The sequence below is a fragment of the Bacillus sp. LJBS17 genome (assembly GCF_019334685.1).
GTDB lineage: Bacteria > Bacillota > Bacilli > Bacillales > Bacillaceae > Bacillus > Bacillus subtilis.
Map to the genome: position 1 here is coordinate 2,859,430 of NZ_CP079759.1, position 26,396 is coordinate 2,885,825.

27 protein-coding genes and 1 other annotated feature are annotated in these 26,396 nt (G+C 44.8%); of the genes, 3 read left to right on the forward strand and 24 right to left on the reverse strand.

Annotated elements, in window-relative coordinates:
- Window positions 1–6 precede the first annotated feature (6 nt).
- The 8 genes from KXZ66_RS14830 to KXZ66_RS14865 form a co-directional block, all read right to left on the reverse strand.
- A complete protein-coding gene (locus KXZ66_RS14830; RefSeq protein WP_015714490.1) occupies window positions 7–1,308 on the reverse strand; it encodes an arabinooligosaccharides ABC transporter substrate-binding protein AraN in 1,302 nt (433 codons plus the stop codon).
- Between the two features lie 30 nt (window positions 1,309–1,338).
- Window positions 1,339–2,523 (reverse strand): sn-glycerol-1-phosphate dehydrogenase, encoded by a 1,185-nt coding sequence (gene egsA / locus KXZ66_RS14835; RefSeq protein WP_124072870.1) that lies wholly within the window; start codon window positions 2,521–2,523, stop codon window positions 1,339–1,341.
- Window positions 2,520–3,338: a sugar-phosphatase AraL gene (gene araL, locus KXZ66_RS14840; RefSeq protein WP_124073056.1), complete on the reverse strand. Its 819-nt coding sequence runs from the start codon at window positions 3,336–3,338 to the stop codon at window positions 2,520–2,522. Before araL ends, egsA begins: the two co-directional genes overlap by 4 nt.
- Window positions 3,316–4,005: an L-ribulose-5-phosphate 4-epimerase gene (araD, locus tag KXZ66_RS14845; protein ID WP_124072869.1), complete on the reverse strand. Its 690-nt coding sequence runs from the start codon at window positions 4,003–4,005 to the stop codon at window positions 3,316–3,318. Before araD ends, araL begins: the two co-directional genes overlap by 23 nt.
- Window positions 4,006–4,021: 16 nt before the next feature.
- Window positions 4,022–5,704 carry a ribulokinase gene (araB, locus tag KXZ66_RS14850; protein WP_151870119.1) on the reverse strand — a complete coding sequence of 561 codons (1,683 nt, stop codon included), beginning with the start codon at window positions 5,702–5,704 and terminating at the stop codon, window positions 4,022–4,024.
- Window positions 5,705–5,717: 13 nt separating this feature from the next.
- Window positions 5,718–7,208 (reverse strand): L-arabinose isomerase, encoded by a 1,491-nt coding sequence (gene araA / locus KXZ66_RS14855; protein ID WP_038827996.1) that lies wholly within the window; start codon window positions 7,206–7,208, stop codon window positions 5,718–5,720.
- Window positions 7,209–7,385: 177 nt separating this feature from the next.
- Window positions 7,386–8,357 (reverse strand): arabinan endo-1,5-alpha-L-arabinosidase AbnA, encoded by a 972-nt coding sequence (abnA, locus tag KXZ66_RS14860; protein ID WP_151870118.1) that lies wholly within the window; start codon window positions 8,355–8,357, stop codon window positions 7,386–7,388.
- Window positions 8,358–8,555: 198 nt separating this feature from the next.
- Entirely contained in the window at window positions 8,556–9,641 is a 1,086-nt protein-coding gene (locus KXZ66_RS14865) for a M42 family metallopeptidase (RefSeq protein ID WP_024573509.1), read from the reverse strand.
- A 183-nt stretch (window positions 9,642–9,824) separates the two neighbouring features.
- On the opposite strand from KXZ66_RS14865, the gene ysdB reads away from it, so the two are divergent.
- On the forward strand, window positions 9,825–10,217 hold the full coding sequence (gene ysdB, locus KXZ66_RS14870) for a sigma W pathway protein YsdB (RefSeq protein ID WP_029318219.1): 393 nt from the start codon (window positions 9,825–9,827) through the stop codon (window positions 10,215–10,217).
- 15 nt (window positions 10,218–10,232) lie between these two features.
- On the opposite strand, the gene KXZ66_RS14875 is transcribed toward ysdB, so the two are convergent.
- Genes KXZ66_RS14875 through infC form a run of 4 tightly spaced genes read right to left on the reverse strand, consistent with a single transcriptional unit; the run spans window position 10,233 to window position 11,684 of the window.
- Complete coding sequence (locus KXZ66_RS14875; RefSeq protein WP_151870117.1) at window positions 10,233–10,502, reverse strand: DUF1294 domain-containing protein; 270 nt, start codon at window positions 10,500–10,502, stop codon at window positions 10,233–10,235.
- 56 nt (window positions 10,503–10,558) lie between these two features.
- Entirely contained in the window at window positions 10,559–10,918 is a 360-nt protein-coding gene (gene rplT, locus KXZ66_RS14880; protein WP_003222420.1) for a 50S ribosomal protein L20, read from the reverse strand.
- A gap of 31 nt (window positions 10,919–10,949) precedes the next feature.
- Window positions 10,950–11,150: a 50S ribosomal protein L35 gene (gene rpmI, locus KXZ66_RS14885; RefSeq protein WP_003222418.1), complete on the reverse strand. Its 201-nt coding sequence runs from the start codon at window positions 11,148–11,150 to the stop codon at window positions 10,950–10,952.
- A gap of 12 nt (window positions 11,151–11,162) precedes the next feature.
- Window positions 11,163–11,684, reverse strand: a complete 522-nt coding sequence (gene infC, locus KXZ66_RS14890) for a translation initiation factor IF-3 (protein WP_010886591.1) — start codon at window positions 11,682–11,684, stop codon at window positions 11,163–11,165.
- A 58-nt stretch (window positions 11,685–11,742) separates the two neighbouring features.
- Window positions 11,743–11,873: a sequence feature (ribosomal protein L20 leader region), on the reverse strand.
- Between the two features lie 257 nt (window positions 11,874–12,130).
- On the opposite strand from infC, the gene KXZ66_RS14895 reads away from it, so the two are divergent.
- Window positions 12,131–12,793 (forward strand): hypothetical protein, encoded by a 663-nt coding sequence (locus tag KXZ66_RS14895; protein WP_041851081.1) that lies wholly within the window; start codon window positions 12,131–12,133, stop codon window positions 12,791–12,793.
- Window positions 12,794–12,824: 31 nt separating this feature from the next.
- Here KXZ66_RS14895 and lrgB read toward each other — a convergent pair whose 3' ends face one another.
- From lrgB to lytS, 4 genes are all read right to left on the reverse strand, one after another.
- On the reverse strand, window positions 12,825–13,520 hold the full coding sequence (gene lrgB / locus KXZ66_RS14900) for an antiholin-like protein LrgB (protein ID WP_003229482.1): 696 nt from the start codon (window positions 13,518–13,520) through the stop codon (window positions 12,825–12,827).
- A gap of 21 nt (window positions 13,521–13,541) precedes the next feature.
- Window positions 13,542–13,982: an antiholin-like murein hydrolase modulator LrgA gene (gene lrgA / locus KXZ66_RS14905; RefSeq protein ID WP_014477620.1), complete on the reverse strand. Its 441-nt coding sequence runs from the start codon at window positions 13,980–13,982 to the stop codon at window positions 13,542–13,544.
- Between the two features lie 133 nt (window positions 13,983–14,115).
- Window positions 14,116–14,841 (reverse strand): two-component system response regulator LytT, encoded by a 726-nt coding sequence (lytT, locus tag KXZ66_RS14910; protein ID WP_019712907.1) that lies wholly within the window; start codon window positions 14,839–14,841, stop codon window positions 14,116–14,118.
- Window positions 14,819–16,600 (reverse strand): two-component system sensor histidine kinase LytS, encoded by a 1,782-nt coding sequence (lytS, locus tag KXZ66_RS14915; protein WP_019712906.1) that lies wholly within the window; start codon window positions 16,598–16,600, stop codon window positions 14,819–14,821. Before lytS ends, lytT begins: the two co-directional genes overlap by 23 nt.
- A 166-nt stretch (window positions 16,601–16,766) precedes the next feature.
- Here lytS and KXZ66_RS14920 point away from each other — a divergent pair, with 166 nt between their 5' ends.
- The gene (locus tag KXZ66_RS14920; RefSeq protein ID WP_032726370.1) at window positions 16,767–17,549 is read left to right on the forward strand and encodes an HAD family hydrolase; all 783 of its coding nucleotides are present in this window, start codon (window positions 16,767–16,769) and stop codon (window positions 17,547–17,549) included.
- 38 nt (window positions 17,550–17,587) lie between these two features.
- Here the strand turns inward: KXZ66_RS14920 and thrS are convergent, their stop codons facing one another.
- The 8 genes from thrS to KXZ66_RS14960 form a co-directional block, all read right to left on the reverse strand.
- Window positions 17,588–19,519: a threonine--tRNA ligase gene (thrS, locus tag KXZ66_RS14925; protein WP_014480529.1), complete on the reverse strand. Its 1,932-nt coding sequence runs from the start codon at window positions 19,517–19,519 to the stop codon at window positions 17,588–17,590.
- A gap of 394 nt (window positions 19,520–19,913) precedes the next feature.
- Window positions 19,914–20,759, reverse strand: a complete 846-nt coding sequence (gene ytxC / locus KXZ66_RS14930; RefSeq protein WP_021480288.1) for a putative sporulation protein YtxC — start codon at window positions 20,757–20,759, stop codon at window positions 19,914–19,916.
- Window positions 20,760–20,837: 78 nt separating this feature from the next.
- A complete protein-coding gene (locus KXZ66_RS14935; RefSeq protein ID WP_038828001.1) occupies window positions 20,838–21,479 on the reverse strand; it encodes a TVP38/TMEM64 family protein in 642 nt (213 codons plus the stop codon).
- Between the two features lie 33 nt (window positions 21,480–21,512).
- Entirely contained in the window at window positions 21,513–22,448 is a 936-nt protein-coding gene (gene dnaI, locus KXZ66_RS14940; protein ID WP_038827989.1) for a primosomal protein DnaI, read from the reverse strand.
- A gap of 27 nt (window positions 22,449–22,475) precedes the next feature.
- Window positions 22,476–23,894 (reverse strand): replicative helicase loading/DNA remodeling protein DnaB, encoded by a 1,419-nt coding sequence (gene dnaB / locus KXZ66_RS14945; protein ID WP_021480291.1) that lies wholly within the window; start codon window positions 23,892–23,894, stop codon window positions 22,476–22,478.
- A 114-nt stretch (window positions 23,895–24,008) separates the two neighbouring features.
- Window positions 24,009–24,467, reverse strand: coding sequence for a transcriptional regulator NrdR (nrdR, locus tag KXZ66_RS14950; protein WP_003223586.1), 459 nt, complete (start codon window positions 24,465–24,467; stop codon window positions 24,009–24,011).
- Window positions 24,468–24,739: 272 nt separating this feature from the next.
- A complete protein-coding gene (gene speD, locus KXZ66_RS14955) occupies window positions 24,740–25,120 on the reverse strand; it encodes an adenosylmethionine decarboxylase (protein ID WP_003223584.1) in 381 nt (126 codons plus the stop codon).
- Window positions 25,121–25,358: 238 nt separating this feature from the next.
- Window positions 25,359–26,381: a glyceraldehyde-3-phosphate dehydrogenase gene (locus KXZ66_RS14960; RefSeq protein ID WP_003229459.1), complete on the reverse strand. Its 1,023-nt coding sequence runs from the start codon at window positions 26,379–26,381 to the stop codon at window positions 25,359–25,361.
- Window positions 26,382–26,396 lie beyond the last annotated feature (15 nt).

Here is a 26,396-nt window from a genome sequence, read left to right on the forward strand (position 1 = left end):
GGGATTCTATTTCTGTTTCAGTTCACCTGCCGCTCTGTCCAAGGCTTGTTTAGGCGTTTTTTGCTGAGATTTAAGCGCGTCGAACAATACGCTTCTGTTGACAAGGTCTGAAGCCTTGGCAAAATCCTCATGTAAATAAATTGGATTGATTTCATCCTTGATATCGAGCAGCACAGAAAAAATGCCTGTTCCGTTTTGGAAGTAATCCGTGTATTTGTTTTTCTCTTTCAATTCCTTGGAGCTCCAAACATCCCAGCGAAGCGGGTCAAAGCCGAGTACGCTCCAGAGTTTTTTATTTCCTTCTTCAGAGCCCTTCGCAAAGGCCAAAAACTCTTTTGCTAACTCAACATGCTTGGATTGCTTCGGTACAACAGTTGCCGTACCGCCCAAACCTGCCGAGCGGTCGCCCCCCTCTTTCCATGCCGGGAGCGGTCTGATGGCAATCTTCCCTTTCAGATCAGGCATATAATCGATAAATCTTCCCATATACCAAATCGGCATGAGGACTGAAGCAGCTCCTCCTTGGTTCATAAAGCCGTAGTATTCTTCACTGTGATGCCCGCCGCCCGGCGCAGGAATCATCGTTTTATCATTGATCATGTCTTTTAAATATTGAAGTGTTTTTACGTTGGTGTCATTATTGAGGATCAGCTTGCCGTTTTTATCAAAATAGCCTGAGTTTTGCTGTGAAATCATAGATAAGAACGTTGCGGAATCATTTGTTTCCACCGTTCCCATCGGCTTCCCGGTCACTTTGCGCACTTTCTGTCCGGCTTTATGGTAATCATCCCATGTTTTAATATCGTCAGGATTGACGCCGGCTTTTTTCATCACATCCATGTTATAAAACATGACCGTTGTCCCTACATGTGTATCGAGTCCGTAAAGCTTTCCGTTTTTGCTGTACAATGTCAGCCGCGCCTCAACGAATTTATCGCGATCCTTTTCAATCAGCGGAGTCAAGTCGGCAAGCGGTATGTCAGAGCCCTTCAAAAAGTTTGAAAAACGGGCCAATTCGACATCTGCAATATCAGGAACGCCTTCTCCCGCTATTAGGGAGATAGATAAGTTATCGTGCATTTGTCCATATGGATAAACGACCGTATTCAGCTTAATTTTGCGGTCAGGATATTTTTTGTTCCATTCCTTCACCATTTCCACATAGAACTGCTCATGAAGCCCGTTAAATGTCCAAAAGGTCAGCTCGGTTTCACCCGACTTCCCGGATGATCTTTCTGCTGAACACCCAGCAATGACTAATGTCAGCAGCATCATGAGCACAAGAAAACAGACAGTCATTTTTTTCATCTGCGTTACCCCTTCCATTCGAGGTGCGGGCTATTCATATAGACCATGGTTGATCAGCGTTTTGTTTTCATTAATGATTCTTAATCCGGTGCAGCGGTCTCTTAAGGTGTGCGCATGTCTGAAGGCATTCTTGACGGAATCCTGCCCGACACCGATTTCGTCAAAATACGCAGGGCCTCCGGCTGATCTCAGCCAATCAGCCAGCACTTCTCCTTCCGGGAGAGTTTGATAAGCCGATTGGATGGCTTGCCGCTGGCTCGGTGAAAATTCGTTCAGCCCGTCATCCTGAGCGAGCTTTCTGTATGTGTCAGTTAATAAAACAGCTGCACAGCCCACCTTTGCCCCATGAAGAATCTGTGGCCGTTTTTTCTCCATTAATTCCATCTCAATCCAATGTGAAATATGATGCTCTCCGCCTGATGCCGGGCGGGAATGATCTAATGCCAGCATGACAAGCCCCGATACAAGTAAAGACTCCATCAAAACCCGTATGCCTGTTTCCGTTTTCATCGCAATGTCTTCTGTGTGTTCAATGCAGGCAGCAAGCGCCTCCTGAACGATCTTAGCTCCTGCAGGCGAATAAGGCTCACCGGCAAGATGCCGGGATATTTCCCAATCTGCTAAAGACGTGATTTTACCGAGCATGTCACCAAAGCCAGCCGCCACCATTGACTGCGGTGCCGCTTTTAATAGATCCAGATTAGCGAACAGCGCAGATGGGGCCTTCGTTTGAATGGTTGTTTTCGTGCCGTATAAAATAATCGGCGCACCGGCTGATGTAAAACCGTCTACAGATGGAGCAGTCGGATAAGAAATAAACGGCAAATCTCTTTGAAACGCCGCAAAGCGGACGATATCATGAATCGTGCCCGAACCGACTGCGATCATGACATCCGTTGGTTGTTTCGTATGGATCAGCACATGAATGAGCGATCGTTCATCAGCTGTCACATCTCCGGCTTCATTTTCTGGAATGATCAGGCACTCGGCCTGAAATCCTTCTTGATTCAGCTGATTTTCCAGATCAATTCCTGCAATGCGGTGTGTATTCGCGTCGCAGACAAGGACAATATGTTTATTGTTTTTTTGTTTTACATAATTCAAAAGCGAATCAGCTGCTTGTTTACCGAGAACAATTTCTTCAACTTTTATAGGCAACGTCTTTTCTCCGGCGTGTTCAAAAGCACGCTGAACGTCAGCTGCGATACGATTCATATCAGAATCCCCTCCTCAGCCAATTTGGTTACATCCTTAATAGAATCCAGCACATAATCCGGCGTGTACAAACGCTGTTCACCCTGTTTCGCAGAACCAGTTAGCACTAAGGCGCTTTTCATGCCATAAAGCTTCCCCATCGCAATGTCAGATTCAATGCTGTCTCCTATAATCATGCAATCATGTGCGGACAGCCCCATTGCTGTACAGGCAGCCTCCGCCATCAGCCATGACGGTTTTCCGACAACAAGTTCAGTCTTCGCTTGTGCGGAAGCCTCTATCGCCCCAATCATTCCAGCCACATCAATGGCATTTCCGTCTTCGTTCGGAAAAGAGCGGTCTTTGTTTGTAGCGATAATACGAGCGCCGCCGGCAGCCGCTTGAAAGGCTTGATTTAAATCTTCGTACGTGAGCGTTTCATGAAGGGAGATCACGAGCCAATCCGCTTCCTTCGGTTCGTTCGCGTTCTGCACACCGGCCACCCTCAGCTCGTCAACCAAGCCTTGCTCCCCAAGCACCCATACCTTTGAAAAACGATAATGTTTTTTCAGAAAAGCCGCTGTCACGCTTGATGACAGAACAATGTCGTTTACGTCCGTTTCAATCCCCGCGCCAAGAAGTTTTTTTCTGCACATGGCACGGGAGATATTCCCCCGGTTGCTTAAAAAGACGATTTTCTTTCCCATTCTCCTAAGCGTTTTGATCGCTTCTCTTGCTCCTTCGATCAACTCATTTCCTCTGAATACAGTACCGTCCAAGTCAATCAGAATGCCAGCCGGTGACACAGGCGTATCATGACTGGCCATAATACGCATTTGCTCCGTGTTTTCGATAAAAATGCTTTTCATGCAGGACTGTATTGATTGGGGTTACATCCTTGTTCAGCATAATGGAGTGATAGGCCATTTCGGCAACCGTTTCTAATACAACTGCGTTATGAATGGCATTTAAGGCGTCAGTGCCCCAGCAGAACGGTCCGTGATTATTCACGAGCACACCCGGCACCTGTTCGTGGTTATGATGCTGAAAGGTTTCCGCTATGACTTTTCCTGTATTCAGTTCGTAGTCATGAATGATTTCTTCATCATACATTTCTCGAGTACATGGAATCGCACTGTCAAAATAATCAGCATGGGTCGTGCCTAACGGAGGGATGTCTCTGCCCGATTGCGCCCAGCTTGTCGCCCATTGAGAATGGGTATGGACAATTCCCCCGATATTAGGAAAGGCTTTATATAAATAAACATGGGTAGGTGTATCTGAAGAAGGCTTAAGCGAGCCTTCGACGACCTCTCCATCAAGGTTCAAAACAACCAAGTCATCGGCTGTCAGGTCGCTGTATTCGACTCCGCTAGGTTTGATGACAATTCTTTCTTTTTCACGGTCAATGCCGCTGACATTTCCCCACGTAAAGGTTACCAGCTGATGCTCTTGAAGCTTCAGGTTGGCAGCCAGCACTTCTTTTTTTAATGTTTCAAGCATGCTCCATCACCCTTTATCAATTCTTTTTGGCGGCAGATGAAAATTGAAGATTTTTGATCGTTTTCAGACGCTTCATGACATGGTTTTCTTTTCCGAAATAATGAACCAGCTCTTTATATTCAGCGTACAATTTTTCATAAACCGCGGCGTTTTCGGCATTTGGCGTATAAGTTATATCTTTCAGTTTTCCCATGTTCGCCGCTGCCTCTTTGATGTCATCGTAGCCGCCTTTTTCTTTGCCTGCTGCAAGCGCGCCGAAAATGGCAGATCCTAAGGCTGGGGCTTGCGGTGAACCAGAGATTTTAATGTCCATGTTTGTCACATCCGCATATATCTGCATGACAAACGGGTTTTTCTCAGCTATTCCGCCGGCTGCGAACAGTTCCTCAATCGGAACACCGCTTTCTTTGAATGTTTCGATAATCATCCGTGTTCCGTAAGCTGTCGCCTCAACTAACGCTCTATAAATCTCTTCAGGCTTCGTCAGCAGTGTCATGCCAAGCATCATCCCTGTTAAATCTGCATCAACAAGAGTTGAACGGTTTCCATTCCACCAATCTAAAGCAAGCAGGCCGCTTTCACCTGGCGCTTGATGGTTTGCTTTCTCACTCAGCAGCTCATGAACGCCAATGTTTTTTTCCTTTGCTTCCTCTTGATAAGCTGGCGGGACACATGTTTTCACAAACCAGTCAAAATGATCGCCGACACAGGACTGCCCGGCTTCATATCCCGCATAGCCCGGGAGAATTCCGTTGTCCACAACGCCGCACATACCTGGAACGATATGCACCTCTTCACCAAGAAGAACATGGCACGTTGAGGTTCCCATAATCATCAGCATTTTCCCTGGCTCTGTAATGCCGACCGCCGGTACGGAAACATGAGCGTCCACATTGGCAACCGCAACAGCCGTTCCCGGGAGAAGCCCTGTCAGCTTTGCCATTTTTTCAGTCAGACTGCCGGCTTTTTCTCCTACTGAATGAATAGAACCTGACAATTTGTCCTTTGTAATCGTTTTCATTGAAGGGTTTAATTTCTCAAAAAAATCATCTGACGGATACCCCGCTTTTTCACTCCACATCGCTTTATACCCTGCGGTACAGTTGCTTCGCTTGAGCGAGCCGCACAGCTGGTACACGATCCAGTCCGCAGCCTCGATGATCCGGTCAGCCGCTTCATAAATGTGAGGCGCTTCCTCGGCAATTTGCATGACCTTTGGAATCACCCATTCTGATGAAATTTTTCCTCCGTACCGCTGTAAAAAAGCCTCTCCTTCTTCTTCCGCGATTTGATTGAGCCGATCAGCATGTTTTTGGGCCGCATGATGCTTCCAGAGCTTCACATAGCTGTGCGGCTCCTCTTCATATTCAGGCAGCATGCATAACGGCTGCCCGCTGCTGTCAATAGGAAGGATCGTACATGCCGTGAAATCAATTCCAATCCCGATAATGTCTTTCGGTTCAACGCCCGTCTGTTCGAGTAAAGACGGAATGGTTGTTTCCAAGACTTCGAGGTAATCAGCAGGGTGCTGCAGCGCCCAGTCGCGCGGCAGCTTTTGACCCGTTTTTGGAAGGACGGTATCAATGACAGCATGCCTGTATTCTTTTACAGCAGCCGCAAGTTCCTCCCCTGTTTGGACATGAACGAGCACCGCTCTTCCTGATAAAGTTCCAAAATCAACCCCTATTGTGTAAGCCATGTGACATCCCCCTCTACTTTTGAAGCCGGTAAAGCGCCTCGTTCCATTTTAACTCGTGTTTCAGTTTATGAATTGTCGTATCACGGGAAATGAGAACACTTTCGATCCCCGCCATTTCCGCCCAATCAAGCATTTGCTCCGCTGTCAGTTCATAAGACAGGCAGGTATGATGTGCACCGCCGGCTAAAATCCATGCCTCCGCTGCTGTTTTCAATGACGGCTCCGGCTTCCAGAGAACACGGGCAACCGGTAAATTCGGCATGTCTTTTTCAATTTCCTGGCCGTTGACTTCATTCAGCACAAGGCGGAAACGCCCGCCAATATCAACAATGCTAGCTTGAATGGCAGAACCGCTGATGCCGTTAAATACAAAACGCGCAGGGTCCTCTTTGCCGCCAATCGAAAGTGGATGAACCTCGATTTTCGGCTGATCCAAAGCAACAGTCGGACACACTTCAAGCATGTGAGAGCCCAGAATCATTTCATTTCCCGGTTCAAAATGGTACGTGTAATCTTCCATGAAGGAAGTTCTTTTTCCTTTAGCCATGATTTTCATCATCCGTACAAGGGCCGCTGTCTTCCAATCTCCTTCACCGGCAAACCCGTAGCCTTTCTCCATCAGGCGCTGAACGGCAAGTCCCGGCAGCTGTTTCATTCCGTGCAGCACTTCAAACGATGTCGTAAACGCTGTGTATCCGCCTTGCTCAAGAAAAGCGGTTAAGCCAAGTTCAATTTTCGCCTGTTCTTTAATGGACGCTACCTTTGCTTCGTCACGTTTTGTTTCCTCACTGATCACATATAGTCTGTCATACTCGGCATAAAGCGTGTCAACCTCGTCGTCCGTAATGCGATCCATCACTTCAACGAGATCCCCGATGCCATATCCGTCAACCTGCCAGCCAAATTGAATATGCGCTCCCACCTTGTCTCCGTCCGTTACCGCGACATGACGCATGTTATCTCCAAATCTGGCAACCTTAATATGTCTGCTTTCATTTAATGCAGCCGCCGTATCCATCCACTGGGACATTTCTTTTTTCACTTCTTCATCATCCCAATAGCCGGCAATGACTTTTCGGCTAAGCCCCATTCTCGAGTTGATGTAACCGTACTCTCGATCGCCATGCGCGGATTGGTTGCTGTTCATAAAATCCATGTCAATTGTACCCCACGGGATATCGCGATTATATTGGGTATGCAAATGCATAAGCGGTTTTTGATAAGAGGAAAGGCCTTCTATCCACATTTTTGCAGGGGAAAATGTGTGCATCCATGTAATGATGCCAGCACATGTCTTACTGTACTCCGCTTCTCTTAACAGTTCTCTAATGGTTTCCGGTGAAGTGACGACGGGCTTATGAGTGATTTTATATCTGGAAGAAACCCCGCTGAGCCCCTCACAAATGCTTTTAGCATGCTGATCTACGAGTTCCAGCGTCTCTTCCCCGTATAGGTGCTGGCTTCCTGTCACAAACCAGAATTCATAATCCTTTGTCTGAAGCATGTAAACTGCCCCTTTCTCATAAAATAAAACGCTTTCAAATACAAAAGATACGTACTAATGATAGAAAATAAACCTATAAATAAATATTTGTACGAACAATTTTATTATAGTAATTGACTATTATACTGTCAATCTTTTCTTTTAAAAAAAGCCGGGGGCAGAGCCCGGCTTTTTGATTCAATAGGACGGCCAGCCCGAGCTCCAATTCAAATCATTGATAAGAAGCTTTGGAATGCCGTTGTCATTGGCATCATAGGCATGGCGAACAAGAATGTTTCCGTTCACAATATCCTGGCCTCCAGGTCCTTTCCATTGGTCATTGCCCGAATCCAAAATGGTGCCTCCGCCTTCAAGCATGCTTTTTCCGCTTTTATCAAGATAAGGGCCTGTAATGTTTTTGGACCTTCCGTAAGCAATTTTGTACGTACTGTTTACCCCGTCACAGCATTTATCAAATGAAACCATTAAATAGTAATACCCATTTTGATACGTAAGAGTAGGAGCTTCTAAGGCACCTCCATTATTCGGTCTAGCTGCAATCGAATAGAGCGAGCCTGTAGGCTTCATCGTACTCTTATCGAGCTTAGTCAGCTTAATGCCGCCCCAAAACGAGCCGAATGCAAGCCACGGGTTGCCATCCTTGTCGAAAGTCAGCTCCGGATCAATGGCGTTATAATTATTTGAGCTTGTCGAACGAATCACCAAGCCCTCGTCCTTCCAGCTCCCCGAACTGATGCTTGTTGAAGATGCCAGGCCAATGGCAGATGTATTGCTTCCAAAAGAAGAAACGGAATAATACAGCCAGTACTTGCCGTTATAGTATTGGATGTCCGGCGCCCACTGGTTTTGGCCATAATTCGGCACATAATTGGACCACCACGATAGCGGTGTACTGAAAATGGATTTTTGTACGGTCCAATTTTTAGCGTCTGAAGACTTCAAAACCCGCAGTCCCCGTTCTTCAGTAAGCCCTGTTCCGAGCGCATACCATGAGCTCCCCTCTTTAATCATAGTCGGGTCATGAAGCAGTTCATTGGATGCACCCCAAAACGCTGCCTCTGCGGGAGCAGCAGAAGTGAATATCAAACCTGCAGCCAGAGCTGCACTCGAAAAATGTAAGAAGCGTTTCCATGTTTTTTTCTTTTTCAATTTTGTTTAACCTCCTTTATATTAGAAAGCGCTTACAAATTAGATTGTTTATCCTCCCTTCCTATCAAATCGAGCTGCGTATCGTATATCGTCATGTTCAGGAAATTTTCGGTATCCCCTTTATTGTAGTCACTATGCTGTAATTTGTACAGACAAAAAAATAGAATCCGCCTCAATAGGCGGATTCTTCCGTATCTTTTATTGGTACGTAATTTCGTCAACCGTTTTTCGGTCTAACTTCTTAATGACTTCTGTAATTAACTTTACCGCGTTTTCATAATCATCACGATGCAGCATGGCCGCGTGCGTATGAATGTAGCGGGTTGCAATGGTAATGGACAGCGCAGGAACGCCATTTGCCGTCAAATGGATGGCACCCGAATCAGTTCCGCCGCCGGCAATGGCATCAAATTGGTAGGGAATGCCGGCTTCCTCTGCAGTTGCCACAACTGCATCGCGCAAACCTTTGTGAGAGACCATAGATGCATCATAAACGATAATCTGCGGGCCTTTGCCCATTTTGCTCTGCGCTTCCTTCTCGGAAATGCCAGGCGTGTCTCCTGCTATCCCTACATCAACACCAAACGCAATATCAGGCTGAATGGTGTGTGCAGCCGTTTTCGCTCCTCTCAGCCCGACTTCCTCCTGCACGGTTCCGACGCCATACACTATATTTGGATGGTCTGTGTTTTGTAAGTTTCTTAACACATCAATTGCAATCGCACAGCCGATGCGGTTGTCCCAGGCCTTTGCGAGTAGGAATTTTTCATTGTTCATGACCGTAAACTCAAAATGCGGAACGACCATATCTCCCGGGAGTACACCCCACTCCAAGGCTTCTTCCCGGCTTGAAGCTCCAATATCAATAAACATGTCTTTTATTTCCACTGATTTTTTTCTTGCTTCAGGAGACAAAATATGAGGCGGCTTAGATCCGATAACCCCTGTGATTTCTCCTTTTTTTGTGACAATGGTGACGCGCTGGGCAAGCATAACCTGAGCCCACCAGCCGCCAACGGTTTGAAAACGGATAAAGCCTTTATCGGTGATTTGTGTCACCATAAAGCCGACTTCATCCAAATGTCCGGCGATCATAATTTTCGGGCCGTTTTCTGCACCAGTTTTTTTGGCAATTAAACTGCCCAGGCGATCTGTTGTCACCTCATCAGCAAATGGTTCTATGTATGATTTCATCACTTGCCTTACTTCTCTTTCATTGCCCGGTATGCCTTTTGCATCTGTTAAATCTTTCAGCATGGTCAATGTTTCATCTAATTTTGCCATGTTCCAAACCCTCCTTCATCAGTCCTGCATTCTTATTATACAAAACATAGCGCTAACCATACGACTATTTCACTTGAAAATCGGGTATATGTTTTTACAGCTTTCTTTTAGAAAAAGTGAAACCTTTTTCTATGCTTTTCGTATTACATCAGATCATCACCATAAGGGAGGTGCCTTCACACAATGTTTGTCATGGTTCTAAGGATTATTTTGCTTGCACTTTTTGCTTATTGTATTTATGCCGTGGTCAAATATGTCGCGAATCCTAAGAGAAGGCTTAAGCTGGCCCAATCAAAAGAACATTTTTATATTATTGATGAACAAAACAATACCCGGAAGAATTTTCAGCTGACGTATAAAGGCGTGCTTTTTGAGGGAGAAAAGCATATTCCTTCCAAGGATCATCCGCTGTTTATTCACACGATCTTTGTCTGGACAGAATCTCCTGAGAAGCTGAAGCATTTCTCTGCAAAAGATTTTGAGAGCATTGAAGAAAAAGTGCTGGAACGATATCCAAATTGTAAGATTGACTGGGACCAGCCCATTAAACTCGCAAAAAAAGCAGAAGAGCGTTAAACGCTTTTCTGCTTTTTATAAATCAAACGGGCTGTAGTAAATAGCGATGAGAATCGCTTCAATTACCAGAAGAAGCGGTACTCCGTACTTAAAAGAAGCGTGTTTCGTTTTATGTCTGAAGGTTTGCATGCCAAGCCAGACACCGAGCACTCCAAACACGATGGCTATCAGCCACAGCCGGTCTTCAGAAATTCTCCACTTGTGCTGCTGCGCTTTGCGTTTGTCAATGCCCATCACCCAAAAACCGCACAGATTAATCAACACCAAATAAGCAGCAATAATCATGTTGCCTCATCCTTTATATAGAAAAAGCCGCTCTGCTGGAGAGCGGCTCTATATGATTACTTGTTTAATTGAGCTTTAGCAGCATCAGCAAGCTGATTGAATGCAGTAAGATCGTTTACAGCAAGATCAGCAAGCATTTTACGGTTTACTTCGATACCAGAAAGCTTAAGACCGTGCATTAAACGGCTGTAAGAAAGGCCGTTCATGCGAGCAGCTGCGTTGATACGAGTGATCCAAAGTTTACGGAAATCACGTTTTTTCTGACGACGGTCACGGAAAGCATAGTTTCCAGATTTCATGACCTGCTGGTTAGCTACTTTGTATAATGTATGTTTTGAACCGAAATAACCTTTTGCTAATTTAAGAACCTTTTTACGACGCTTACGTGTAACAGTTCCGCCTTTTACTCTTGGCATTGAATTTCCCTCCTAATTGTTCCTTATCCGATTACTTGATGTTAGCAAGCATTTGTTTGATACGTTTGAAGTCTCCTGCGCTTACAACAGCACTCTTGCGAAGCTTACGCTTTTGCTTTTGAGATTTGTTGGCGAATAAGTGACTTGTGTACGCGTGAGAACGTTTTAACTTCCCAGAACCTGTCTTTTTAAAACGTTTAGCAGATCCGCGGTGAGTTTTCATTTTTGGCATGGGATTTCCTCCTTATTGCTTTTCGTTTTTCGGTGCGAGCATTAAGAACATGCTGCGGCCGTCCATTTTTGGTTTTGTTTCGACTGTCGCAACCTCAGCACATGCTTCGGAGAAACGGTCTAATACACGCTGACCGATTTCTTTATGAGTGATTGCGCGTCCTTTAAAGCGGATAGAAGCTTTCACTTTATCGCCTTTTTCAAGGAATTTAATCGCATTGCGCAATTTCGTGTTAAAGTCATGCTCATCGATTGTCGGACTTAACCGAACTTCTTTTAAGTTAATGATTTTTTGATTCTTGCGTGCTTCTTTTTCCTTTTTCTGCTGCTCAAATCGGAACTTACCGTAGTCCATGATTCGGCAGACAGGCGGTTTTGCATTCGCTGCAACTAACACAAGGTCAAGATTTGCGCGGCCGGCGATTTCAAGTGCTTCCTGACGGGACTTGATTCCAAGCTGGTCGCCATTTTGTCCGATTAAACGGACCTCACGTGCACGGATACCCTCATTAACCAATTGATCTTTGCTAATAATGAGCCACCTCCATAGTTTCTTCGAATTGATTCACAACTCATTTTGAATGCATTTTGCAGGCAAACAAAAAGTGTGGGCATTATAAAACACCCACACTACGAACATCTGTATCAATAAAAATGTACGGTCAACCTGCCAACTACATGCATGTGTCAATCAGGTGAGAAGCGGGTGCTTCTGCTTGTGATTTATATTCAATTCAATAACTATTCTACACAATACCGGATCTTTAGTCAAGGACGACTTATCCGGAACAACTTTTACATTGTAACATGGGTTTTCTATGAGCGCAAGAGAGAAAAAGAAAATCTTTCATCCCCACCCAGAATGCAAAGAACCAACAATTCCCCCCTTATTTCGCAATTTACAACAAAACCACCGACAGGAAGAAATGTAAAACAAAGTTAATCTCTGACCGATATAAGAAGCAGAAGGGAGCCTGACACATGAACAAACTGATACAGCTTGCTTTATTTTTCACATTGATATTAACCGGTTGCTCGAATAGCAGCACATCTTCCGAATCAAAAGTCGAAACTGTTAAGACAACTGCAGCATTTCCTCAAAAGGGGCTGGAGAAAGAGCTAAAAAAACTAAAACCCGTTTCATTGGACATGAAGTTCGAGAGTCCACTTGCTACTGAGTTAGGAAAGCGGAAGGCAAAAGAAGAAGCTGAAAAGCAAAGACAAATCGCCGCAGAGAAAAAGCTTGAAAAAGAGCGGGAGGCGAAACGAAAGAAACAGCAGGAGGAAAAAGCAGAGAGACAGCGATTAGCAGAGCAGCAGGCGGCAGAGAATCAGCGATTAGCGGAAGCAAAAAGACAAGCTGAACTTGAAAGACAGCGGCAGGCAGCAATCCAAAAAGAGCAGAAAGCGAACGCTGAGAAAAAGCGGCAATCACAGGCACAACGGCAGCAGACCGAGGCACCCTCATCTAATAGTAAAAATCCACCATCTTCCTCGAGTCAGACAGATAAAACCATTCAACAGCCAGCTTCAGAGCTTCCTGATGACGATGGTTATGGTTATGAAGAACGAAAAAAGTGGCATGACGATCAAGTAGAATGGGGCATTAAACAAGGGTATATCGATCCCGAAGACGCACCATAAAATAAAAAAAGCCAAGGCATTCAGCCTTGGCTTATCCTCCGATCAGCTGCACGAACACAGGGATGACCAGAACCGTTACCACTCCTACTACGACAACAGCAATACTTGCCATCGCAGCTTCAACTTCTCCCATCTCAATCCCGACCGCTACACCAAGTGCATGTCCGGATGTTCCAAGAGCCAATCCTTTAGAAATCGGATTTTTCACTTTAAACACCTTCAAGAACAATGCTCCGAGCGCATATACGATGACAGCGTTAAAGATGACCGCAAAGGCTGTGATGTCGCTGATGCCCCCGATGCCTTTTGATAAAGGAAGCGCAATTGCCGTTGTAGCCGCCTGCGGAAGCATGCTTTTCATTACGGCCGAATCGAGATGAATGCCTTTAGCGAGCAGATAAACAATCGTGACAGAGCAGATAGAGCCGGCAATAATGGAGGCCATGATTTGCCACCAGTATTTTTTAAGCTTATCTCTTTGTTTGTACAAAGGAATTGCAAATGCGATCGTTGCCGGTTCAAGGAAAAACTTAATGATCTCTCCCCCGTTATTATAATCCGCGTAGGAAAAACCGCCGATTTTTAAAAATGCGATCCCCAGCACCATGGCAACAAACAAAGGAGTGAAAAGGAAGAAGCCTTTCGTTTTCTTAAATAAAAAGGTGCCGATGCCGAATGCAGCAAGTGATACGACAATCCCAAAATAAGGACTCATTGTGCTTTCCATTTGAAGAACCTCCTGTTTCCCTTAATGGTGAACGAGTTCGTTATTGTTCTGCGGGCTTTGTACTGTTTTTGTTTTCATGTCCGCTGCGGTCTTGCGTTTTCCGCTCAGCGAAAGAATCAGCTGAGAAAACAATCCCGTAGCCCCCAGCAAAATAATCGTTGCGAGCAGAATGACAAGAACAATTTGCAGGCCGTATTGCTGCATCACACCAAGCGAATTCATAACAGATATACCTGACGGAACAAATAAAAATCCGATCAGAGAGGTTAAAGACGTTCCGAGCGTTTCCACTTGTTCCAGTTTAATGACTTTCAAACATAATAGGAGAAATAATAAGACCAACCCTACAACCGATGCCGGGATAGGTATTGGGACAATAGCGGCAATCATATTTGAAACCAGCATAATGACGGCAAAAATAAATGCTTGTGTTAAAAACCCGTACACTTTTTTAGCACTCATTTTCTTCACCTCTTTCTCTTTGGTACCCTCATTATAAATAAGAATCCCCTGTTATAAAGCGCTTACAAGATAACATGCCGAATAGCGGGGCTGAGTTGCAGAATCAAATGGCTGAAATGCAAAAAGCCGCCCATCAAATATGGAGCAGCTTTTTCAATTCCTTCGCATATGTCCGGCTGACCGGTATTTTCGATCCGTCTTTCATGATCAGATTATACGTTGAATTAAACCATGGCTGAATTTCTTTAATATATTCGGTATTCACGACAAAGCTCCGATGGACGCGGATAAAATCAGAATCCGGCAGCTTTTTCTCAATCACAACGAGTGTATCGCTGACCGTATAAGAATGATCGAAGGTTTTTACATTGACATGACCATCTTCTGTTCCGGCATAGATAATGTCCTTCGTATCCACAATCACAATCGATTCCCCCACAGATAGCGCGAGCTTGTGCTGGCCCGCATGGCTGTTTTGCTCTATTTCTACAATATCCCGATTGACTTTTTTATATTTTTTCAGCGTTTGCTGAATTCTTTCTTCATCGAAAGGCTTGGTTAAATAATCAAGAGCGTCCACCTCAAACGCTTTGAGCGCATACTGGTCATACGCTGTCGCAAACACAACTGCAGGAGGATGCTTCATTTTCTTCAATCGCTTTGCGATATCAAAACCGTTTTCTCCGGATAAATCAACGTCTAGAAACAGCAAATCAGGTTTTTGATCCATCATTTGGTCAAAAGCGGATTCGATATTTTCCGCTTCATTGATTTCCATTTCCTCATTGGTCCGCTTAAGCAAGTAAGCCAGTTCATCTCTTGCCAGCATCTCATCATCAACTATTAACACCCTGAGCATGTTCTTCTCCCTCTTTCATCTGTTGCATTGGCACTTGAAAGGAAACCTCTGTCCCTTTATGAACCTCACTGCTGATATGCAGTGCAGCCTGCTGTCCGAATAAACCGATCAGCCGCTGATTTAGGTTATAAAGCGCTGTACCGGTTCCCTCCTTAGACGGAAACGGTTTCTTTCCCAGTTCCGGCAAGACGTCCGGCGGAATTCCGCGTCCGTTATCCGCCACCTTCATATAGACGGATGCATCATCAGATAAGACACAGACTGTAACCTTGCATATGTCTTGTTTTTTCGGAAACGCGTGCCGAAGCGCGTTCTCGACAAGCACCTGCAAAACAAACGGAGGGATTTCAATCTGCTCCAGTCTTGTGTCGATCTTAAGCTCAATTTTATATTTCCCGGGAAAACGCGCCTGTTCTAATGACAAATAGGCGTTAAGATGGTTCAGCTCCTTTGAGAGCGGAATCAGCAGCTGTCTCGCTCCTTGAAGGTTTGAACGAAAATAAACACTGAGCTGCAATAGGAGCTTACGGGTTTTTTCAACATCTGTACGGCATAGCGCAGAAATCGTGTTGATCGCATTAAATAAAAAATGCGGATTCACCTGTGCTTGAAGCGCTTTAATTTCAGCATCCTTGAGAAGTTTGCTTTGCAGCTCTGCTTCCCCAAGCTCAAGCTGTGTCGAAAACAGCATGGCCAGCCCCTCGGCAAGTTCCTCCTCTACCTGACTCAGGCCTGCCGGGCTTTTAAAGTACATTTTTAAGGTGCCGATTGTATTGCCGTTCGATGTCAGCGGCAGAACAATTGCAGCGTGCAAAGGGCATTCAGCATGCGTGCATTCAATCTCTTCCTGCGAAATCGCCTTCATAATATGCCCTGTTTTAATCACCTTTTTGGACAGGCCGGTGATCAAACTTTTCGATGGGATGTGGTGATCCATTCCCGCACCGACATGCGCAAGGATCTTTTCTTTATCAGTGAGAGACACCGCATCTGTTCCTGTCAGCTTATGGATAATAGCCGCTACACTTTTACAGGAGTTTTCATTTAATCCTTGGCGAAAAAATGGAAGTGTCTGATCAGCAATCGTCAGCACTCGATGCGTTTCGAGAGCTCTTGCCTGTTCTTCCTTGCGAATGATCGCTTGAATAATAGACAGAAAAATAAAACTGCCTGTTCCATTGATGAGTATCATCGGAATTCCGATCATGCTGACAAGCTCCCAAGCGTCACTGAACGGCTTTGCCATCAGCAAAATAATGATCATTTGCAGTGACTCCATGCCGATTCCCACAAGAGCGGCGATGCGCGGTGTCGGCATTCGATATCGCTTCGTAAAATACCTGCCGATCAAGCCTGCAAGAACACCCGCTAAAATAGATGATACGGCACAGCTTAAAGCCGTGCTGCCACCGAGTGAAAAACGATGCAGGCCCGCCAGTATGCCGATCCCAGCTCCTACAAACGGACCTCCGAGAAGGCCCCCGATTTCCACGCCCAAAATACGGGTATTCGCGATAGAGCCCGATGGATCTATCGTAAACACCCAGTCATTGTTTACAATCATATTTCTTTGAATTTCGATGCCTGTATAATTGCTGATGATGCTGAAAAGAGAAAAAATTGAAATTAAAATCGCTTTTCCTTTATAGCCGTCCTGATTCTGAAGAGCTTGTCTGAAAAGTTTCGTATGGGCGAGAATGAACCCTAATATAACAATAATCCCCACTCTCTCCAGCATCATAATCATTAAATGAATCATTCATGTCACCTGTTCTTTCCGTTTTCATTCTAGCATGTTTTCGTTTTACGGCTGACTGTTTTTTTAAAATCGTCTGAAAACATATTTCACAAGGCTTTTATCTATTGTAAAATAAAACATGAGCCTTTTGGCAGAAAGATTTGAATCTGAAGCAGAGGAGAAGATCATGAAAGCCGTATTTTTTGATTTAGATGATACACTACTTTGGGACGAAAAAAGCGTCAGAACAACATTTGCAGAAACTTGCTTACAGGCGGAGAAAAAATATGGCCTTGACCCTGAGGAATTCGAAGCAGCTGTTCGCGAAGCGGCGAGAGAATTGTACATGTCATATGAGACGTATCCATATACAGTGATGATCGGCATTAACCCGTTTGAAGGACTGTGGTCCAATTTCTCAGAGCCAATCAGTGAAGGCTTTCAAAAGCTGAACAAGATTGTGCCGGAGTACAGAAGAAATGCATGGACAAACGGACTGAAAGCGCTTGGGATCGATGATCCTGCATATGGCGAATACTTGGGAGAGTTTTTTGCGGCAGAGCGCAGAAAACGCCCGTTTGTATATGATGAAACTTTTGCTGTACTCGATCAATTAAAAGGCAAGTATGAATTATTGCTTTTGACAAATGGCGATCCGAGTCTGCAAAAGGAGAAGCTTGCCGGCGTACCTGAGCTCGCTCCTTACTTCAATGAAATCGTCATCTCGGGCGCATTCGGCAAGGGCAAGCCGGATGTTTCAATTTTTGAACACTGCCTTAAGCTGATGAATATTGAAAAAGACGATGCCATCATGGTCGGCGATAATTTGAATACTGATATTTTAGGCGCTTCAAGAGCCGGAATCAAAACCGTTTGGATCAACCGGACTGATAAGAAAAACGAAACTGACGTAACGCCTGATTACATCATCAGCAGCCTTCATGATTTGTTTCCTATATTAGAGAAATAAAAAAGCATGATCTCTTCAACGAGATCATGCTTTTTATTTTATTTTTTCGCTTCAGCTACTGCCTTTTTCACAAACTCATCAAGTGAAATGGTTTCAGAGTTCTGTTCTCCGTATTTACGCACGTTTACCGCTCCGTTTTCTGCTTCTTGGTCACCGACCACCAGCATGTACGGGATTTTTTGCATTTGCGCTTCACGGATTTTGTAGCCGATTTTTTCATCGCGGCTGTCGACTTCAACACGCAGGCCTTCACGTTGCAGGCGTTCCTGCACTTTTTTCGCGTAGTCTAAATGCACAGCCGGAGAAACCGGGATGACTTGGAACTGAACCGGTGCAAGCCATGTCGGCAGCGCGCCTTTGTGTTCTTCGATTAAGAAGGCAACAAAGCGTTCCATTGTTGAAACGACACCTCTGTGAATGACAACCGGACGGTGCTGCTTGCCGTCCTCACCGATGTATGTCAGGTCGAAACGTTCCGGCAATAAGAAATCAAGCTGAACCGTAGACAGTGTTTCTTCTTTTCCGATCGCAGTTTTCACCTGAACATCAAGTTTAGGGCCGTAGAATGCCGCTTCACCTTCTGCTTCGTAATAGTCGTGGCCGATTTCGTCCATTGCCTCTTTCAGCATGGATTGCGCTTTGTTCCACATTTCATCGTCATCAAAATATTTCTCTGTATCTTCCGGATCGCGGTAAGACAGACGGAATGTGTAATCACTTAAACCGAAGTCTTCATAAACATCCTGGATTAAACGGACTGTACGGATAAACTCATCCTTAATTTGATCCGGGCGCACAAAGATGTGTGCATCATTTAACGTCATTCCGCGTACCCGTTGAAGCCCTGACAGCGCACCTGACATTTCATAGCGGTGCATCGTTCCAAGCTCTGCAATACGAATCGGAAGCTCGCGGTAACTGTGAATGTCTTGTTTGTAAATCATCATATGGTGCGGACAGTTCATCGGACGCAATACAAGTGTTTCATTGTCCATTTCCATCGGAGGGAACATGCCTTCCTGATAATGATCCCAGTGTCCTGATGTTTCATACAGCTCTTTGCTGCCTAGCACAGGTGTGTATACGTGCTCATAGCCGAGGCTGATTTCTTTATCAACAATGTAGCGCTCGATGACGCGGCGGATTGTCGCGCCTTTTGGCAGCCAAAGCGGCAGGCCTTGTCCGACTTTTTGAGAGTTCGCAAACAGCTTTAATTCTTTGCCGAGCTTTCTGTGGTCGCGTTCTTTCGCTTCTTCTAGCATACGAAGATGCTCTTCAAGATCAGCTTTTTTGAAGAAAGCTGTGCCATATACGCGCTGAAGCATTTGGTTTTTGCTGTCACCGCGCCAGTATGCGCCTGCAAGGCTTAACAGCTTAAATTCTTTGATTTTTCCGGTTGAAGGAACGTGGACGCCGCGGCACAGGTCAAAGAATTCGCCTTGCTCATAGATCGAAACGGTTTCTCCTTCAGGAATCGCATCCAATAGTTCAAGCTTCAGGTCGTCGCCGATTTCCGCAAAACGGGCTTTCGCTTCTTCACGGCTGACTTCTTTTCGAACGATCGGAAGGTTCGCATTAACGATTTTTTTCATTTCTTTCTCGATTTTCGGCAGATCCTCCGGTGTAATCGCTTCGTCCATTTCTACATCGTAGTAAAACCCGTTTTCGATAACCGGACCGACGCCGAATTTAACATCCTTGTAGATGCGTTTAATCGCTTGAGCCAGCAAGTGAGCCGTACTGTGGCGCATAATTTGAAGACCTTCTTCTGAGCCTTCTGTAATGATTTCCACTGTACCGTCTTCATTGATCGGCGTTCTCAAATCGATTTCTTTTCCGTTCAGTTTTCCGGCTAATGATTTTTTCTTTAATCCCGGACTGATGGATGCCGCGATATCTTCTGTTGTTGTTCCTTTCGCAAACTCCTTGACTGCTCCATCAGGAAATGTGATTTTTACCATATCTGACATCTTTGTCACTCCTTTTTTTGCATATAAAAACCCCGCCCCCTATGAAAGGGACGAGGTTGAATAAACGGAATCGTGGTTCCACCCTTTTTTCCGCAAAGCCAATACGGCACCTGCGGCTCTAAGCTCTGTAACGGGAGTTCCCGTCAGCCATTACTGTTCCTTTTCAAGAGGTTCACAGCTGAAGTTCAAAGGCGGTAAAGCGAATGGTCCTTAGCTGGGAAGCTTGCAGCCAGGGCTTCCCTCTCTTTGAGCCGGTATCATTCCTTCGTGTCCTTATCAATACGTGTGTCTTTCTTAATCTCCTATGTATTATAAATTGTTCAATCCAAAAAATCAACACGATCGCGTTTCCTTTTTTTAAACCGACAGCCTTATATAGACAGGCTGCCGGCCCTCATCCTTCCGAGTGCTTCACCGGTATTTCTGCATCTGTAAAAGCATGCAGCGGGAGCATTTCCACTCTCTCTTGAAATACGTTTTGAATGGTCCTTGCCATCATGTGCTCGGGCTGGTCAGTATAAAGCACGACTTCATCAGGCGCAATGGAAATCAGCGGCGCGAGCAAATGAGAATCAATATACATAGGATGATCCCGGACAAATCTTCTGTCTATGTATTTCATTTTTTCCCGTTCCGGCACATAGCGCAGCTCCCATAATGTAAAGGAACCATCATGGACAATATGCACTTTTTTGATTCGCGGCTGTTTGGCGTTCACATAGTCTCTGAGTGTTTGAATAAAGTTTTGATATTCCTGTTCCATCTTATATTCATCAATCGCTGCTTCTGTAATATCTCTCAGCTGCTTATAGTATGATCCAAGTCGGAAGGTCTGAAAGGAGCGAATGTAAAATACTCCTTCCTCTAAACAGATCGTTTGGAGTTCATCCAAAATAGATTGTTTCCGTGAAAGCTTCAGCGGCTCAAACGGAAGATCGTCTGCTTCACCTTCAATAATACTGTGTGCGAGCTGAAGGATTTGCTGCTGTTCATCCTGGTCCGTGAAACAATAAGTTTCCTCAATCAATGACAGCATATGCTCGTCTTCTTTGCATTCCAAAAAAAATTTGACCAGAATCGGCTCCATAAAACGCTGAATAGGAAAAGCCGGATTCGCTTTTTCAATCCCGATTTTTCGTATGCCTTCACGGACAATGATATTGTTCCGATCGTCCGAATGCTGAATGAGATGTAAAAAAGCGGCTGCATCATGGTCATCTTCAAAGATTATTTCAAGCATGTTTGTCCCCCCTTACGGCATCTGTTACAAGTATATGGGGGATGTTTTTAAAATAGACGTAAAGGTCACTGGCAAATCTTAATTTGATTCTTGGAACAAGTTTTGCATTTTCTTTCTGAGGATGAATGGCAGCGAGATAAACACGATATACAGAGCTAGGACAAGAAAGAAAGCGGGCAGATTGCCAGCCAAAAAGCTCGCACCCAGCACATTAAGCGCAATCGTCCCAGGAATGATACCCACAGCCGTCGCCGCAAAATACGGCAGCGCTTTGACATTGGAAAGACCTGCCGCATAGCTGACGAAATCAAAATTGATCGGCAGGATTCTCAAAAGAAAGATGTAGAAAAATCCGTTATCCTCCATTTGCTTCTGAATGGCTTCAAGCCTTTCGTAATGCCCGTTCTTTTTCGCCGAAAACAAACCGGCCGCAAAAAACGAAACAGCTGAAGCGCACATTGAACCGACTAACGTATAAAGCGTGCCGAGAAGCGGGCCAAACGCAAGTCCGCCAGCTATTGAAATAACAGACACCGGAAATAAAACAAGTGGCCTGACGATGGATATCCCGATAAACATCAGAGGTGCAAAGACTCCGAACGACAATACCCAAACCCTGATTTCTTTCGGCGATACATTCAAATACGTTTTATTTCCCCAATAGAGTAAACCAGCACCTGCAAGCACTGCCAGCCATTTGACAGCCGTTTTTCGTTTCATACCCTCAGTTCCTTCCCCTTTGAACCACAGCAATTATGGATGTCGGCGGTTTTCTCCGTCAAGGCGGATCGGAGCAGCCAAATATAATATCCGCTCCATTAATCTTGCAGCTTTTACTTCTTCTTTTTCTCCCCTCTGCGAATACGTAAAATGATGCTTCAGCTCGTCAGGTGAGAAATTAGAAGAAAAGAACGTTGGCAGCTGCTGGGACATTCTGTGCTGAAGCACCGTTCCGATGACTTCATCCCTTACCCAGCTTGTCATTGATTCTGCTCCGATGTCATCAAGCATCAATACGGGTGTGGTCTTTACCATATTGAGCTTCTCTTCCAATGTCTGGTCTTGCAGCGAATTTTTAAGCTCTCTCACAAATTCAGGCACATAGACAATCATGGAGGAGTACTCTTTTTCCGCCAGCTCATTGGCAATTGCAGCGAGCATAAACGTTTTTCCTACCCCAAATTTCCCGTATAAATATAATCCTTTCCCTTTTCCCGTCTCATTATAGCTTTTCAGGAAGTCTGTAACATGCTGAAACATCGCGAGCCTGCTCGGGTCACTGATATCAACTTGCTGGAACGTCGCTCCGAGAAGATCCTGCTGGATATACATGCTTTTCATAAGAGACTTTTGTTTCTTCTGCTGGTCGAGCTTCCGTTTGACTGGACATTCATAATACTCGATATCAATAGACCGCCCACTGACAACAAGTTTCGGATGGTAGCCCTCCAACAAATTGTTGCAGTTTTCATCTTCCGAACAATAGGAGCAATTCTTGCTTTGTTCAATATATTCATAAAGCTTATTTAAGCTCTTTTCGATCATTTTTTGGTCAATCACTTCTTCGTTTTCCTTCAAAAATGCTTGAACATCTTGATCTTTCATGACTTTTTCCTTCATTTGTTCAAGACGTTTTTGGAAATCCGGCCTGCCGGTTACGCCCTGCAGGGAACGGCCGATTGGTTCCATCTATTCCTTCACCCCGCATCTCTGTCTTTAATAGGCAGAGTATTTTTTCAGTTTTTGCATTTCTTCCATCATCTTTTTCTTCTGTTCTTCCAAATCCTGCGGATGCAGCTTCTGCTGTCCGGATTCTGAGTCAGACGCTGTTTCCTTTTCTGTCATCCAATCAGGAAGCTTTTCTTCACGAATCACTTTTTGGTTTCGTTTCGAAGACTTTGTTTTTCCTTCAGCCCATTCAAGATACTGGCGGTTTTCTTCTATTGCGAGCTTCATCGCTTCCCTGACCGTTTTTACCTTTTTGCGTGCCCAATGCGAAGCGATTTTTTGGATATAGTTTTTGGACAGCTTCATGTCGGTTTTCAGCATGACATAATAAATTAACACATTTGTGACGCCTGGCTCGAGCTTCTGTTCGAACATAATTTCTTCTATGATCTTCAGATCAGCTTTTGACGGCTCTGTTCCGTCAGCAATGTCCTGCAGAAGCTTCTTCGGGGAAATCGCCTCAAGCAATGCAATCAGCTTCCCATCCAGAGAATCCTCTTCTGCCGGTTTTTCGCCTTCACGCAGATGCATCGGCTGTGTTTTTTCCACCAAATCGGGCAGCTGTCCGTTTCTTTCAATTTGATACCAGTCGCTCGCCGCTTTTCTTAATGCCTCCGTCGTAATGACGTCACGCTCATCAATTGCGCTCATTACAACATTTTGCATTTGCAAAGGGTCAATTCCGTACAGATAAGAAAGCTTTTTGATTGTGTCCCGCACCTGCTGGGTCATCGCTTTTCTCGGTATCATCGTCTCAGAAAGTCCCGCTAAAAACAAATCAAAATCAAATACATCCTCCGTTATGGTGTAGGACGGAGACTGTCCGACAGAAGTATACTCGGACCCCTCGGCAAGTCTTACCGTTTCCTCCATATCGGATGTGAGCTTCCATTCACTCGGCTGCAGCGATTCAAACGCATGATTAAACGGACGCGTAATGTCCTTCGCATCTTCTGAAATGGCCGGGTGCGTAAAAAATTGTTTTAATTGCTGATATTTCGTTTTTCCGACTCTATTATACAGAAAAACATTCAGCATTCCGTCTTCAAAAAATTCATTCGGTCTGAGCGGCGGAAGGAGTTCATATATAAAGAGGCGCTCCTGCCGCTCAGATTCTTTCATATATACTTTCAGCAATCCGATGCCCTCGAGCTTCCCCTGTTCCTGATGGATCGTTTTTAAGTTGGACTGTGTCATCCCCATCAGCTGTCTATGTGTGGACTCTCCGCCCCACAGACGGTTTTGTTCAAGCTCTCCCCACAATGTCATATAAAGAGAGAATGCAACAGGGCCGATTAAGGGCTGGTACAGTTGTGTAATAATTTGTCTGTCAATATCCTGCAGCATCGATCTGCTTTTAACCACATACGGGTCTACAGGCAGTACATCTTTCCAATAGTCAGCCATACATTCTCAAACCTTCCGAATTTGTTTCTACCTTTCATTTTACACCGTTTCTTATATCTATCAAATGCCAATTTTGCACATGAGAAAAGAGCTAGAAGAATCCTCTTAGCTCTTTTAACGCTCTTTCTTTATTAAGTCTTTTAATTCGTCGATAAAGACGTTTATATCTTTAAACTGCCGATAGACGGACGCGAACCGCACATATGCGACTTCGTCAATCTTAGCCAGCCGGTCCATGACCATTTCTCCGACGAGCTCACTCTTCACCTCGGAGCAGCCTTGATTGCGAAGCTCTTTTTCAATATCAAAGCACATGTCTTCAAGCGTTTTGAGTGAAACAGGCCTTTTTTCACATGCTTTTATGAGGCCGCGCAGCATTTTTTCTCTGCTGAATTCCTCACGCACACCTTCTTTTTTCACGACGATGAGCGGGGTTTCCTCCACTTTCTCAAAGGTCGTAAACCGGTAGTGGCAGGATTCGCACTCGCGTCTTCGGCGAATCGACTTTCCGTCATCCACAGGCCGTGAATCAAGGACTCGTGTTCCGTTATGCTGGCATGAAGGACATTTCAATAAAATCAGCTCCCAACTATATCGTTCCCTGCAATGTATTTTCGGCAGCCTCCGCCTTTTAAAAATAGATGTGACAGCATCTGTCGGGAGAGCCGTTGTTAAATTTGTTTCTATAGCATTAGGTGGTTGTGAAAATCTCCTTCTTATTTTACAAAAAAAATGAAAAAAGAAAAAGCTGACACTCTCGTTTCTTTATAAAAATAAAAGGAGCATAAGCTAAAAAGCGCATAATGGCTTTCTAGCTTCAGCTCCCTTTGTGTTCGCAATTTACTTTATAGTACTTTCGCTTGCGCCTGTTTAATTTGCACAGGCCCCATTCCTCTTGGTATTTCAATGTTTTCTCTTGTATCAGCATGTAATGCCTCTGCAATGTAATCAGCAGCGACATTAGGATCTAAGTCTCCACAAGTATAAACATCAATGCTCGCATATCCGTGCTCAGGAAAACTGTGAATCGTTAAGTGTGATTCAGAAATAATCACAACTCCGCTTACGCCTTGCGGTGCAAATTTGTGAAATGCAACCTCGCGCACCTCAGCACCTGATTTTAGAGCAGCATTTACAAACGTTTTTTCAATAAAATCCATGTCATTCAGCTTATCAAAATCGCATCCCCATAGCTCGGAGATAACGTGACGCCCCATTGTTTCCATAGTCATGGACCCCCCTTAACAAGAATTAAAAAGTGAAATTCCAACAACTGGGTCGGCCATTTACCACGGGGGAAAGTTAGTCCGGAGAGGTCCTAACCCTTTAAGTAATTCCGAAACAGTCTCAAGCAAGAAGTTCACGAAAAATAGTATACTGTGTTTAAGTCTAATTTGCAAGGTGCGTTTTTTCAGAAATATGCTGTTAAGGGTTTTTTCTTTAAAATGTGTCCATGACCTTATTTTATACAGCAGACGGATGTTTCATTCGTGCCGCTACATGGCGGATCAGATCAACAACTCTGCAGGAGTAGCCCCATTCGTTGTCATACCACGCCAGCACCTTTACTTTCCTGTCTTCCATTACCATTGTTGTAAGCCCGTCAATGACCGCTGAATGCGGATTCGTATTATAATCAGTCGAAACGAGCGGTTCATCTGAGTAATCAAGTACACCGTACATCGACGTTTTGGCAGCGCGTTTAAATGCCTCGTTTACTTCTTCAGCCGTAACATCCGTTTTCAGATCAACAACGAGATCAACCAATGAGACGTTCGGAACAGGGACACGCAAGGCGAGGCCGTGAAGTTTTCCTTTCAGATGCGGCAGCACAAGCGAAAGCGCCTTTGCCGCTCCTGTTGTCGTCGGAATGATGGATTCACCGCAAGCCCGCGCCCGGCGCAAATCTTTGTGCGGGTTATCAATATTTTTTTGGTCATTCGTATACGCATGAACTGTAGTCATCAGACCGCTCTCAATGCCAAACTCTTCATCCAGCACTTTTACAACAGGCGCAAGGCAATTTGTCGTGCATGACGCATTTGAAATAATGACATGGCGCTCAGCGTCGAATTGGTCCTCATTTACGCCCATCACAATGGTAACGTCTTCATTTTTTCCCGGAGCGGTCAAAATCACTTTTTTTGCGCCTGCTTCTATATGGCCCATCGCTTTATCTTTAGCATTAAACTTCCCTGTTGCTTCGACAACTATGTCAATATCATATTCCCGCCAAGGCAGCTGTTTTGGATCACGGCTGTTTAACAAAAGCACTTTCTTTCCATTTACGATCAGGCTGTCTTCACCAGCCACAACTTCTTTGTCGTATCTGCCGTGAATTGTGTCATACTTTATTAAATGAGCCAGCGTTTCTGCGGAATAGCTGGCGTTAATGGCCACTACTTGAATTTGATCGTCTAACATCGCTTTTCTAAAAACCATTCTTCCGATTCTTCCAAACCCGTTGATCGCTACTTTTACCTTCATGTTGGACACCCCTTA